At 63.8% G+C, this 12,938-nt stretch carries 9 protein-coding genes; 6 read left to right on the top strand and 3 right to left on the bottom strand.

Going from position 1 to position 12,938, the window contains the following annotated elements:
- Positions 1-117: 117 nt before the first annotated feature.
- Positions 118-2,226 carry a type IIA DNA topoisomerase subunit B gene (locus tag ACIQH5_RS11670; protein WP_400403306.1) on the top strand — a complete coding sequence of 703 codons (2,109 nt, stop codon included), beginning with the start codon at positions 118-120 and terminating at the stop codon, positions 2,224-2,226.
- On the opposite strand, the gene ACIQH5_RS11665 is transcribed toward ACIQH5_RS11670, so the two are convergent.
- Complete coding sequence (locus ACIQH5_RS11665) at positions 2,223-3,431, bottom strand: MFS transporter (RefSeq protein ID WP_400403304.1); 1,209 nt, start codon at positions 3,429-3,431, stop codon at positions 2,223-2,225. The two genes, ACIQH5_RS11670 and ACIQH5_RS11665, sit on opposite strands and share 4 nt — an antisense overlap.
- Positions 3,432-3,465: 34 nt before the next feature.
- On the opposite strand from ACIQH5_RS11665, the gene ACIQH5_RS11660 reads away from it, so the two are divergent.
- Complete coding sequence (locus ACIQH5_RS11660) at positions 3,466-3,999, top strand: Chromate resistance protein ChrB (RefSeq protein WP_400403302.1); 534 nt, start codon at positions 3,466-3,468, stop codon at positions 3,997-3,999.
- A 42-nt stretch (positions 4,000-4,041) separates the two neighbouring features.
- On the opposite strand, the gene ACIQH5_RS11655 is transcribed toward ACIQH5_RS11660, so the two are convergent.
- Positions 4,042-5,043, bottom strand: a complete 1,002-nt coding sequence (locus ACIQH5_RS11655) for a M56 family metallopeptidase (RefSeq protein ID WP_400403300.1) — start codon at positions 5,041-5,043, stop codon at positions 4,042-4,044.
- Positions 5,044-5,048: 5 nt separating this feature from the next.
- Positions 5,049-5,435: a BlaI/MecI/CopY family transcriptional regulator gene (locus tag ACIQH5_RS11650; protein ID WP_011774471.1), complete on the bottom strand. Its 387-nt coding sequence runs from the start codon at positions 5,433-5,435 to the stop codon at positions 5,049-5,051.
- Positions 5,436-5,715: 280 nt separating this feature from the next.
- Between ACIQH5_RS11650 and ACIQH5_RS11645 the strand changes: the two genes are divergently transcribed.
- From ACIQH5_RS11645 to ACIQH5_RS11630, 4 genes are read left to right on the top strand one after another with little or no spacing between them, the layout of a single operon-like run.
- Positions 5,716-7,314 carry a cytochrome ubiquinol oxidase subunit I gene (locus tag ACIQH5_RS11645; RefSeq protein ID WP_400403298.1) on the top strand — a complete coding sequence of 533 codons (1,599 nt, stop codon included), beginning with the start codon at positions 5,716-5,718 and terminating at the stop codon, positions 7,312-7,314.
- Positions 7,315-7,333: 19 nt separating this feature from the next.
- Positions 7,334-8,416: a cytochrome d ubiquinol oxidase subunit II gene (cydB, locus tag ACIQH5_RS11640; protein WP_400403524.1), complete on the top strand. Its 1,083-nt coding sequence runs from the start codon at positions 7,334-7,336 to the stop codon at positions 8,414-8,416.
- A gap of 7 nt (positions 8,417-8,423) precedes the next feature.
- Entirely contained in the window at positions 8,424-11,918 is a 3,495-nt protein-coding gene (gene cydD / locus ACIQH5_RS11635) for a thiol reductant ABC exporter subunit CydD (RefSeq protein WP_400403296.1), read from the top strand.
- A 9-nt stretch (positions 11,919-11,927) separates the two neighbouring features.
- Entirely contained in the window at positions 11,928-12,938 is a 1,011-nt protein-coding gene (locus ACIQH5_RS11630) for a GNAT family N-acetyltransferase (protein WP_400403294.1), read from the top strand.

The following is a 12,938-nucleotide window of genomic DNA, read 5'->3' as shown; positions in this document are numbered from 1 at the left end:
CAAACAGGGCTTCCTGCCTTCCCCGGCTAGGCTTGTACGGGCAGTGTTTGCCGTGATTTACCAGCCAACGCGGCTGGGAAGTACCCCCGAGATATACCCCGAAGGAGCACACCGCGAGTGGCACCGAGTTCTGAATACAACGCCCGGCATTTGTCTGTCCTTGAGGGCCTGGAAGCCGTTCGAAAGCGCCCGGGCATGTACATCGGCTCAACGGACTCCCGCGGTCTCATGCACTGCCTGTGGGAAATCATCGACAACGCCGTGGATGAGGCCCTGGCTGGCTTTGGACATGACATCAAGGTCATTCTGCACGCGGACAACTCGGTGGAGATTCACGACGACGGCCGCGGTATTCCCGTGGACGTCGAACCGAAGACCGGCCTCTCCGGCGTCGAAGTCGTCTTCACCAAGCTGCACGCAGGCGGTAAATTCGGCGGCGGCTCCTACACTGCCTCGGGTGGCCTGCATGGTGTGGGAGCCTCTGTGGTGAACGCGTTGTCGAGCCGCTTGGACGTCCAGGTGGACCGTGGCAGCAAGACGTACCAAATGTCATTCCGTCGCGGAGAGCCTGGACGCTTTGTGGATTCCGGGGCAAAGCCAAGCCCCAATGCACCCTTTGAACCGTTCGTTGAGAAGTCGGTGCTCGATGTTGTGGGCAAGGCAAAGCGCGGTGTCACGGGAACCCGCGTGCGCTATTGGTCGGACCGTCAGATTTTCACCCCTGATGCCAAGTTCTCTTACGACGATCTGGCGTCAAGGGCGCGTCAGACTTCCTTCCTTGTGCCGGGCCTGAAGATTACCGTGCGCGACGAACGCAAGCTGGCCGGTACACCGGGGGAGTCCGGTGTTCATGAGGAAGTGTTCCACCACGACGGCGGCATCTCCGAGTTCGTCGAGTTCCTCGCAGCCGATTCCGGAGTGACGGACGTTTGGCGCCTTCATGGGTCCGGAAAGTTCAAGGAAACCGTTCCCGTGCTCGATGACAACGGGCACAGCAAGATCGCCGAAGTGGAGCGTGACTGTGAGGTGGACATCGCCCTGCGCTGGGGTATTGGTTATGAGACCACCATGCGCAGCTTCGTGAACATCATCGCCACGCCCAAGGGCGGCACGCACCAGTCCGGTTTTGAAACTGCCCTGCTGAAGACTTTCCGCAAAGCCGTTGAGACCAATGCGCGCAAGCTAAAAGCCGGCAACGACAAGATAGAGAAGGATGATATTCTCGCCGGTCTGACGGCCGTACTGACCGTGCGGCTGGCGGAGCCGCAGTTCGAGGGACAGACCAAGGAGATCCTGGGCACCTCCGCCGTCCGGGCCATTGTTGCCAAAGTGGTTGAGAAGGAAATAACCGCGAGGCTGAGTTCGGCCAACCGCAACGACAAAGCCCAATCGGCGCTCCTGCTGGAGAAGATGGTGGCCGAGATGAAGTCGCGCATCTCCGCCCGTGTGCACAAGGAAACCCAGCGCCGCAAGAATGCACTGGAAACGTCGTCGATGCCCACCAAGCTGGCGGACTGCCGGACTGATGATGTGGCGCGCTCTGAACTGTTCATCGTAGAGGGCGACTCTGCTCTTGGTACCGCCAAGCTTGCGCGGTCCTCTGACTTCCAGGCCCTGCTGCCCATCCGGGGAAAGATCCTGAACGTCCAGAAGGCATCTGTTGGCGACATGTTGTCCAACGCTGAGTGCGCCGCGTTGATCCAGGTTGTTGGGGCCGGCTCGGGTCGAAGCTTCGATCTTGACGTTGCACGCTACGGCAAGGTCATCCTGATGACTGACGCCGACGTTGACGGCGCGCACATCCGGACCCTGCTGTTGACTCTCTTCTTCCGTTACATGCGGCCCATGGTCGAGGCAGGCCGCGTGTTTGCGGCTGTCCCGCCGCTGCACCGGGTGGAGGTCATCAACCCGGGCCAGAAGGCCAATGAGATGATCTATACGTACTCGGAGGCCGAGCTCCACGTGCTTCTCTCCAACCTTGCGAAGGAGGGCAAGCGCTACAAGGAGCCCATCCAGCGGTACAAGGGTCTGGGTGAGATGGACGCTCAGCAGTTGGCCGAGACCACCATGGACCCACGCCACAGGACCCTTCGGAAGGTGGGCATCGAAAGCGCCCAGCGCGCCGAGGAGGTCTTCGACCTCCTGATGGGCTCCGACGTCGCACCACGCAAGGAATTCATCATTGCAGGTGCAGCCACCCTGGACCGGGAACGCATTGACGCTTAGCTCGGGGTCCGGGGAGCCGGCGCGTCTTCAGTGGCTGCTTTAGTGTGTGAGGGGGCGGCGAACGTAGCGGCCCCCACCACCAAAGCCAGCGCGCCCAGGCCCCAGGGCAGCCCGGCGGCGACGGCAACGCCGCCCACCAGCAGCGGCCCACCGGCGTCGCCAAGTTCACGGCCCAGTTCCGCTGAGCCCATGGTCCTGCCGAGCCGTTCGGCGGGCGTGGCATCGGCCAGATGGGCAAAAGCGAGAGGCGTGGAAACCCCGATTCCCACACCGATGAGCACGGCCGCGCAGTAAACCCAGACCGCCCCGGGCGCCACTGCGGCCAGCAAGGTTCCTGCCGAGATGGCGAGCAGGCCGGCCACCATCCCTGACCTGTCCGCGATTCTTCCTTGATCGCGAAGCCGGCCGACGCGGGGCTGTATCAGCGCCGAAGCTACTGCCAGCACCGTGACGACAGCCACGCTGCCCCCTGTACCCAACCCGTCCCGTGCGGCCAAGGCGGGGAGAAAACCAACGGCTGCCCCGAGGGCTCCCGTGGCGGCAGCCAGTACGAGTGTTGGCCCAAGGAATGAGCGCTCGGTGCTCTGGCGCCACACATCCACGATCGTGTATCTGGGGCGGGGAAGCGGCTGCAACCGGGGTACCGACGCAAGGGCCCACACGGCCACCGCCACGCCCAGCGCCGCAAGAATACCGAATAGGAGACTGAACCCTCCGATGATGATGGCCAAGGCTCCCAAGAGTGGTCCGATGGCGTAGCCAAGCCCCTTCCATGAGCCGTATCGTCCAAAGTAGTGTCCGGTCTTCCCGCCTGCGAGCCGGGCGACACTGGCGGACGAAGCCGGTGAAAAGGCAGAGGCAGCCATCCCTTGTCCCAAGCGGGCAGCACCGAGCAGGGCGGGCTGATCGGCCCACAGGCCAATCAAGGAGGCAGCGGAGAAGGCCACCAGGCCACCCACGATGACTGGTTTGGGTCCGATGCGGTCGCTGAGGGCGCCGAACACCGGTTTGAGAAACACTTCCGCGACGTCATACAAAGCCAGCAGGATGCCCAAGGTCAGCAAGCTGAGTCCGATGTCGGCGCTTTCAGCCCCCAGACCAGCAGCGACAGCATGGGCGCCGAAGGCGGTGGTAAAGCCCGCGGCGTAGAGGGGCCAACGCTGGCTGGCCGGAATATCAGGATGACGTGCTTCGGGGGCTTTCACATCTTTGAATGTAACAGCTGCTACATTCGATGATGTGATTGATGAACGATGGCTCCTGATTTTGGTCCAGGTTCCTGCGCAGCCCTCCCGGCACAGGGTGGCCGTGTGGCGGGAATTGCGTCGGACCGGGGCGGTTCCGTTGTCGCCGGGAACCTGGGTTCTTCCTGCCCACCCGGCCTTTGACGAGGGGCTCTCTCGAGCTGAGGCGCTGGTAGCGAAGGGTGAGGGATCTTGGACGCTGGTGGACGCCGTGCCCCGGAATCAGGGGGCGGGGACGTTCCGCGGCGCGTTCGAAGCAGCACGGCTGGAGGAGTGGAAAGAGTTCACGGCTGATTGCGGCAAATTCGAGCAGGAGATAGCCAAAGAGATCTCACGGGAGAAGTTCACTTTCGCCGAACTGGAGGAGGAAGAGCAAAGCCTGGAGCGACTGAGACGCTGGTTCAGGGAGTTGAAATCGCGCGATGTCCTCCGTCTGCCCGTGGCGGGCGACGCTTCTGCACGTTTGGCTCGATGCACCGAAGCGCTGGAGGCTTACGCGTCCCTGGTTTATGACGCAACACTGCCCTAGTAGACGCTGCCCGAGTAAGCGGCGCTAAGTGGGTGGTGCTAGTCAGCCCAGTAGTCCTGGAACGATCAAAAGTGCCGTGGGCACCGCAAGCAGCAGGGCTGAGGCCAAGAGGACCAGCACGCGTGCAGGCTTGGTGAGCGGCGGCTTGGGTGAGAGCAGGCGGCTGACGCGGGACGCCGTCGTGCGCGGTGAGTCGGCACCGCCGGTAGCGCTGACAGCGTTGCCCTCCACGACGGCGCCACCAGCTCTGAGTGCCTGGCCACCGGGAACCTGCCCGTTAAGGACCGGCTGTGAGGTGCCGCTGGCAACAATGGCGATGGCCTTGATCAGCGTGCCTTTGCTCTCGGTGCGGAGTGCGACGTCGTCGGCCAGCATTTCGATCAGTGAGTTCACGGCCGTCTGGGCCAGCCGGGTGGTGGGGAACCAGGGCAGTGCCTGACGCCAGGCAGCAAAAGCCCACAGCAGCAGATCGTGCCGCTGGGACAGGTGGGCATTTTCGTGAATGAGGACAGCCCTGAGTTCAGCTGGTTCCAGTGCTGCCATGAGGCCGTCGGACAAGACCGTTACTGATCGGGCTCCGCCGGGCAGGCAGTAGGCGACCGGGGAGTCGTGGTTGATCACCACAGTGCCGGGACCGTCGTCGGATGGTGATGCCAGGAGGGCGAGCAGTTCCCGGTGGCGTCGCCGTTGGCGTTCAATCTTGTAGTAGGTCAGCAGGAGGGTGAAGACCAGGTGTGCGGTCAGAAGCGCTGCTGCGGAGAGCGCAAAGAGGTGCCAAAAGCCCAGAGCGGTGGTGGGTTCGTTGTTGAAGACCATCCCGGCCAGGCTCTTGAGCCCGGCTATGAGGTTGTCCCCGATTGGCTCCAGTCCGTAGACGAGCATGGCCCCAATCATGGACAAACCGCCGGCGAGGGCGATCGCCTGCCACAGCACCATGGCGGTGAAAGGGGATCGCGCAGGCCACTGTGCGCGCGAGAGCAGCACGGGTACCGGCCACGCCAGGATCAATGCCAGGACCGCAAGCAGGTATGAGGTCCAGAACATAGTGGCTAATTGTAGCCGAGCAGTTTGCGCAGGGTAGCGGCTTCACTTTCGGTGACGGAACCAATGAAGCGGGCAAGCACGGCCTCGCGGTCCGGAGCGGAGCCCAGGACTTCATGCATGAGTTCGGCGGTGTGGTCCGCGCGGCTTGAGACGGCTTGGTAGCGGTGCGGCCGCGTTCCGCGTTCGCGCTCCACCAGGCCCTTCTTTTCCAGGCGTGAGAGCACGGTAAGGACCGTGGTGACTGCCAGGTCCTTGCCTTGATGACCCGCTGTGCCGTCCCCGGCCTCGGAATCCTGCGCCAAAAGATCGCGCAGTGTGTTGGCAGTTGCAGCCTCCTGGCCTGCCCAGAGCAGATCCATCACTGCCCGTTCCAGTTCCCCAAGACTTGCCATCGATACGTCCCTACCTTCCGCTTTCCGGTGCAGCGTGCCTGCTGTCGGAAGCGATGATCCAACATTCCACAATAAATCTACCGCTTTTCAGACCTTCATTCTACGTGAGGTAGAACTATCGGCGCGTCGCTTCCGGCCGAAGTCCCTTGCGCGTGGGTTACGCCACTTGAAGAATGGGTTTCGTCGGCCTCTGTTTGTTCTACACTGTGTAGAAGAGAAGTTTTCTACGTGACGTAGAAGTTAGGTCATCGTACTTCGGTCCACCGCACAAAGGACAGCCATGGACGCCTTGGAAATCGCACGCTGGCAATTCGGCATCACTACCGTCTACCACTTCATGATGGTGCCGCTCACTATCGGCCTCGGCCTGGTGGTGGCCATCATCCAGACCATTTGGTACCGCACCGGCAAGCCCGAATACCTGCGGATGACCAAGTTCTGGGGGAAACTCTTCCTCATCAACTTCATCATGGGTGTAGCCACCGGCATCGTCCAGGAATTCCAGTTCGGCATGGCATGGAGCGAGTACAGCCGCTTCGTCGGAGACGTATTCGGCGCACCATTGGCCCTCGAGGCTCTGTTGGCCTTCTTCGTTGAATCCACCTTCCTGGGCTTGTGGATCTTTGGTTGGAAGCAGCTCAAGCGCGGTGTGCACCTGGCCTGCCTGTGGATCGCCGTGATTGGCTCGGTCTTCTCCGCGTACTTCATCATTGTGGCGAACTCCTGGATGCAGCACCCCGTGGGAGTCGAAATGGTGGACGGCCGGCCAGTGATGACCGACGCCTGGGCGGTATTTACCAACAACACGGCGCTGGTTGCCGTGCCCCACACCTTGTTCGGTGCACTCGCCGTAGCAGGAGCCTTCCTCCTGGGCATCGCCTGGTACCACCTCTGGCGTCGACGTCACGATGGCGTGGACGTTGTGGGCAAGGACGGCAAGCTGGTCCCCGGTGAAGCCGCCATCCCGGGCCGCGACAAGACCGATTACACCGTGTGGATGACGTCCCTCCGAATCGGTGCAGTGGTGGCCATGATCTCCTTCGCCGGAACCGCCATCACAGGTGACCTGCAGGGCAAGCTCATGTTCGAGCAGCAGCCCATGAAGATGGCTGCAGCAGAAGCTGCCTGCCACGACGGCACGGGCTTTTCGGTACTGAGCGTCGGTAACCTTGGCGCCACAAACTGCGACGACATTGTGGCTGTCATTGAAGTACCCGGAATACTCTCCTTCCTGGCCAAGGGTGACTTCACCACAGAGGTCAAGGGTGTGAACAGCCTGTTGGGTGAGTACAAGGAGAAGTACGGAACCCACCTGCCGGACAACCCCCTGTACGGCGAGCGCGCCGGACAGGAAATCCAATACGTTCCCGTCATGGAAGTCACTTACTGGGGCTTCCGCATGATGATCGGCTTCGGTGGCATCGCCGCCTTCGCCGCCCTGCTCGCACTCTGGGTGACCCGAAAGGGTGTGGTTCCCGAGTCCAAGTGGCTCATGCGTCTGGCCGTCTTCGGGATACTTGCACCGTTCGGCGCCAACGCCGCCGGCTGGATCTTCACCGAAATGGGCAGGCAGCCTTTCGTGGTGGCCCCCAACCCGGATATGAACGGCATCGATCAAGTGTTCATGTTCACCGCCGCTGCGGTGTCGCCGGGCGTCAGCGCAGGCGAGCTTATGACCTCGCTGGTGGTTCTCACCGCCATCTATGCCGTGCTCCTGGTGGTGGAAGTGAAGCTCCTGGTCAAGTACATCCGTGGCGGGGTGGCCTCGGCGATGCCCGAACTGGCGCACGCGCAGGACTCAAAGGATCCACACGATAAGAACGACGACGGCGGCGGCCCGGACAAGTCCGGCGACGACGTCCTGGCATTCGCCTACTAGAAACCAAGGGGTAATGACAATGGAACTGTTGCCAACCATCTGGTTCGTGGCCATCGCAGTGTTGTGGACCGGGTATCTCTTCCTGGAGGGTTTTGACCTGGGCGTCGGCATGCTCATGAAGCTGTTCGCCCGCAACAATACTGACCGGCGTGTACTGCTGAACACCATTGGCCCGGTCTGGGATGGCAATGAAGTGTGGCTGCTCACCGCAGCCGGTGCCACTTTCGCCGCTTTCCCCCTCTGGTACGCCTCGCTGTTCTCCACCCTCTACCTCCCGCTCCTTGCAGTCCTGGCTGCATTGATCTTCAGGGCAGTCGCTTTTGAGTACCGCGGCAAGGTGGACTCAGAGCGCTGGCGCAACCGTTGGGACTGGGCGATCGCCATCGGGTCCTTCGTGGCCGCCTTCGGCATCGGCGCCGCACTGGCGCTCACCACCACGGGACTGCCCTTGAACGAGAATGGTGACCGCGTGGGTGGCCCCATGGCCTGGTTCAGCGGCTATGCACTCCTGGGCGGTTTCGGTGTGGTGGCGTTCGCGCTGGTGCACGCCTTGGCGTTCCTCGCCCTGAAGACCGACGGCGATGTTCGTTACCGGGCCCGCCGCTGGTTTGTGCGACTGGTGCCGTTTGCGGTGTTGCCAATGTTTGGCTGGATGGTGGCTGTCCAGTTCCTGAGCGGCAAGCCGTGGACCTGGGCTTTGGTGGCGGCCGCGGTTATCGCCGTCGTGCTGGCGTGGCGGCTGGCCCGCGCGGGGTCCGAGGGCCGCGCCTTCAGTGCCCTCGGCGCGTTCATTGTCTGCGCCACAGCGTCCATCTTCGGAGCCGCATTCCCTGTGGTCATCCCCTCCACGATCGATCCCGCCTTCAACCTGACCATCTCCAACGCCTCGTCTTCGGACTACACGCTGGGCCTCATGAGCATCGTGGCGGCCGTTGGCCTGCCACTGGTTATCGCCTACCAATCATGGACGTATTGGGTGTTCCGGCGGCGTGTCAGCGCAGCCCACATCCCGGAAGCCCACGGCTTCCTGCCCGCCATTGCCGCGAAAGTGATGGTATCCAAGGACAGCCCCTCCGCCACACGAAGCCAAACGGGAGATTAGTCGCTCCATGAAACCCGTGTTCCCCTCCGGCCCGGCAACGCGATCGGCGCTGTACGCCATCGGCCTCATGTCCGCCCTCAGGGCACTGTCCCTGGTTCTCATGGCGCAAGCCGTGGCGGGGATGCTGGCAGGGCTCGCCTCCGGATCAGGGGACTGGCACAACGGACTCGTCTGGGGCGCGGCCGGTGCGGTCCTGAGGTCGTTGACCGTGTGGGGTCAAGGCATTGCGTCCAGGCGGGCCGCCTTGGGCGTCAAGGAGGAACTGCGGGCCCGGCTGCTGAGGCGCTCACTGTCCGACGCCGGTCCGTCACCGGTAGCGGGAATGAACGACGGCGGACTGGCGATCCTTGCCACGCGGGGCCTGGACGCGCTGGACGACTACTACACCCAGTACCTGCCGGCAATCGTGAACTGCGCCACGGTCCCTTTGCTGATCGGTGCACGGATCCTCTTCGCCGACTGGGTCAGTGCCGTGGTGATCGTCCTGACGGTTCCTTTGGTGCCTCTCTTCATGGTCCTGATCGGCAGGCACACCGAGGACACCGTCCGGGAGGCGCAAAGCACGCTCCGGAAACTGTCCGGCCACATTCTTGAACTCGCCAAAGGACTTCCCGTCCTGGTGGGCCTCGGACGTGCCACCGAACAGCGCGCAGCGCTGGAAGACATTTCCGAGCAATACCGTGCCCGAACCATGGGTACGCTCCGCACGGCGTTCCTCTCCGCGCTGGCCCTGGAACTTATCGCAACCATCTCGGTGGCCGTGGTGGCTGTGTTTATCGGCGTCCGGTTGGTGCACGGCGATATGGCCCTCGAAGCAGGACTCCTCGCATTGATCCTGGCCCCGGATTGCTACCTTCCCCTCCGGGAGCTCGGCACCGCCCACCACGCCAGTGATGACGGAAGGGCCGCCCTCGAAACCACCAACGCTGTACTGGACGCCCCCTCGCACCAGCGGCTGCAGGAGGACGACCCGTCAAGCCCAGCCCAGGTGTCCAGCACAGCTCAGGTGTCCAGCCCAGCCCAGGTGTCCAGCCCAGCTCAGGCCGGGGTGGTGGTGAGCGGACTGACGGTGACGTACCACGGAAGGTCAGCACCCGCCGTCGGGCCCCTCAGCTTTACGGCAGAGCCGGGCCGCGTCACGGCCCTCGACGGCGACAGCGGCGCCGGGAAGAGCACAGTCCTTGGCGTCCTCGCAGGGCTCATTGGGCAAGGGCCGGGGGCCTCGGTCACCGGGACCATCACCGGAGCAGCCCCCGGAACAGTGGCGTGGGTGCCGCAACACCCGGTCATGGCCACTGAAACTGTACAGGCAGAGATTGAGCTCTATCTGCAGGGATACCGGGGGAACGCAGCCGAAGCCGTCACCCGTGTCCTTCGAAAGGCGTCCGCCGAGCACCTGGCCGCCGGGAATCCAGCGGAACTGAGCCCCGGAGAGTTGCGGAGAGTTGCCTTGGCCCGCGGACTGGCCCGTGTGGAGGCCGGCGCAACAGTACTGCTGCTCGACGAACCCACCGCCCATCTGGACCACTATTCGGCAAGCGTGGTCCGCCGCGCCATTGAGTCGCTTCGTGGCAACGTCACCGTGATCCTGGTGGCCCACGACGCCGCCACCCGGGCGCTCGCCGATCACCTGGTCCCTGTGGGGAAACAGCACCCTAACTCAGCGCCCTCGGCACCCGGAGCGGGCAGTTCGCACGGGGCCACTGCAACAGCACGGGCAGCTGCAGTCCCCCCGAAAAACCCTGAAGCAAAAATCGCGCTCCCGTCCGCTCCCACGGCCGGCAGCCTGCACGGTCTTCTCCGGACACTGAAGCCCGTGCGCTGGAAGTTTGCCGCCGCCGGTGTAGTAGCCGTCCTGGCCGCCCTCTTTGCAGTAGCTTTGTCAGGCCTGTCCGGGTGGCTCATCATCAGGGCCAGCGAACAGCCGCCCATTCTCTACCTGCTCGGCGCGATCGTGGGAGTCAGGTTCTTCGGCATAGGAAGGGCCGTGCTGCGCTACTGCGAGCGTCTGTTGACCCATGACGCCGTCTTCGCTGCCATGACCCGGCTCCGCGGTTCACTCTGGGCATCGTTGAGCCGCAAGGCGCTGTCCCTCCGGCGCCTCCTCCAAGGCGGCAACGTGTTGGGCACCATCGTGGACGACGTAGACACCCTCAGGGACCTTCTTCCCAGGGTTGTCCTACCGCCCGTGACCGCCCTCGGAGTGGGAGCCGCGGCCATCCTCGCCACAGCCATCGTTGTGCCGGAGGCACTGCCGGCTGTAGTGGTGTCCGCCGTAGCGGGCCTGCTCATTGCGCCAACCCTTGCGGTCCTGGCTGACAGGAACGCGGCCAGAGCCGAACAACAGATGCGTTCTGTCGTGTTGCGGGGAGTGGCCGCCGCCCTCGACGCCCGAGCGGAACTCAACGCCAACGCAGTGCAGGAGCCGATCCTTGACGCACTGCGCGCCAAGGACCGCAACGCCACCCTCTCTGCGCAGCGCTCGGCATGGGCAGAAGGGCTGGGCCAGGCCACCATTGTCCTCGCGTGCTCTCTTGCCGCCCTGTGGGCCGGCGCCCTGAGCGCACCTGCCGTGCTCAACGGCACCATCGCCCCTGAACTCGCAGCCGTCATTGTCCTGATGCAACTCGCACTGGTTGAACCCTTCGGTGGAATCGTGTCCGCTGTACGCCAAGGACCGGCGCTCGCAGCCGTCCTGGGCCGGGTTTCATCATCCGGCGCTTTGGACACGCCCGGCCCCGCCAGCCCTTCTGAAGAGCACGACTCACTAAACCGCGACGGCGGCACGCGTCGCCTGCCGGATCGTCCTGGCGGGGCAGGCCTGGAACTTACGGACGCGTCAGCGGCGTGGCCGGGTGGCCCCACAGTCTTTGCCGGCGTGAACGCGGTTGCCGGTCCGGGCCGTTGGCTGGCCGTGACTGGCCCCTCCGGCGCGGGGAAGTCCACGCTCCTCTCCGTGTTGCTGGGATTCCTGCCGCTGGCGGAAGGAACTGTGAAGCTCTCCGGGACGGCGGCGTGGTGCCCCCAAGAGGCACACCTGTTCGACTCCACTATCCGCGGCAACCTCCTGTTGAGCCGGCCGGCCGCAGCAAAGCCCAGCGAGGCCCAGATGCATAAGGCCCTGGCCGACGTCGGGCTTGATTCAGTGGTGGCAGCATTACCGGAGGGGCTCGATACCCGCATCGGGCCCGGAGGTTCTTTCCTCAGCGGCGGAGAACGCCAGCGCCTTGCCATGGCCAGGACGCTGCTGACCGGAGCGTCCGTGTTGCTGCTTGATGAACCAACGGCCCATTTGGATGCGGCCTCGGCGCGGGACATGATGGCCATTCTCCGCAACGGACTCAAGGACGTCACCGTTGTGCTGGTTACCCACAACCCTGAGGACATTGACCCGGCAGATGTGCGGCTGGAGTTGCCTGGAGGGCAGGCTGCCGCGGAGCATGCTTCCGTGAGATCCACACCGGGCGCGGCGGAACTGGTGGGAAGGCCTACTCCTCAGTAGCCTGTTGGCATGCCTTCCAAAACCCCGAGCCAAGCCATTCCTGATGCCATTGCCACCGGGCTGAGCTGGCGACCAGCCACCATGGAGGACCTCGATAACTGGGCGGGCCTGATAGCCCGGACAGCCGCGGCCGAACATCCCGTCTGGTATGAAAAGCGCGGCGACCTGCTCCATGTGCTGGAGTCCACCAAGAACCCGGCGGAGACAAGCACTCTCCTGGGCTTGGACTCCGAGGGCGTGGCCCGTGCTTATGGGCGCATCGTCAAGAACCCCGGCGGAGACAAAGCCACCGGAATGGCGTGTGTTGACCCGGAATGGCAACAACGCGGCATCGGCTCCGCCGTCCTGGTGTGGCAGGAAGGACAAGTGCGCAGGCGGTTCCACGCCGACCAGGCTGCCGGGCATATGACGGCCCCGCCCCGTCTCCGGATCCAGACCGAGGAGCAACACGAGCATCAGGCCGCACTCCTGATGGGCCACGGCTACGGTGCTGTGCGCTGGTTCAACGAAATGCACCGGCCCCTTTCCCGCGAACTGCCCCAGGCGCCCCTGAATGTAGGACTTGAGCTGAAGACGCTGGAACCATCACTCTTTGAACCCGTGCGCCGAGCGCACAATGATGCGTTCAGGGACCATTGGGGAAGCGAGCCACGGGATGAAGAATCCTGGCGCTTCACCATTGAGGAACCTACTGCCAGGCACGATCTCAGCGCGGTGGTTATCGATACCGCCACGGGGGAGGTGGCCGGTTATCAGCTGACCAGCTTCGATCCCGACTCGGCCGCGGAGCGCGGTTTCACTGAAGGCTATACGGAGCTCCTTGGTGTGCGGCGTGCCTATCGGGGCCGGGGCATTGCCCAAGCACTCCTCGCCGACGCCATGCAGCGCTACGCCTCAGCTGGAATGGAGGTGGCGTCACTGGACGTGGACTCAGCCAACCCCACGGGGGCGTTGGAACTCTACCTCGGCATGGGCTACACGCCCGTGAACCGCAGCATGACGTGGGAGAAGATGCTCTAG

It is taken from the genome of Paenarthrobacter sp. NPDC091711, from assembly GCF_044756605.1.
Classification (GTDB): domain Bacteria; phylum Actinomycetota; class Actinomycetes; order Actinomycetales; family Micrococcaceae; genus Arthrobacter.
Note: the sequence above shows the minus strand (reverse complement) of the source record. Positions and strands in the feature narration are given on the sequence as shown.

What these genes read in the sequence shown, in the direction of transcription:
- ACIQH5_RS11655 (WP_400403300.1), bottom strand. Translation starts at nt 5,043, where the DNA reads ATGTTCTGGACCTCATACCTGCTTGCGGTCCTGGCATTGATCCTGGCG.
- ACIQH5_RS11650 (WP_011774471.1), bottom strand. Translation starts at nt 5,435, where the DNA reads ATGGCAAGTCTTGGGGAACTGGAACGGGCAGTGATGGATCTGCTCTGG.
- ACIQH5_RS11645 (WP_400403298.1), top strand. Translation starts at nt 5,716, where the DNA reads ATGGACGCCTTGGAAATCGCACGCTGGCAATTCGGCATCACTACCGTC.
- cydB (WP_400403524.1), top strand. Translation starts at nt 7,334, where the DNA reads ATGGAACTGTTGCCAACCATCTGGTTCGTGGCCATCGCAGTGTTGTGG.
- cydD (WP_400403296.1), top strand. Translation starts at nt 8,424, where the DNA reads ATGAAACCCGTGTTCCCCTCCGGCCCGGCAACGCGATCGGCGCTGTAC.
- ACIQH5_RS11630 (WP_400403294.1), top strand. Translation starts at nt 11,928, where the DNA reads ATGCCTTCCAAAACCCCGAGCCAAGCCATTCCTGATGCCATTGCCACC.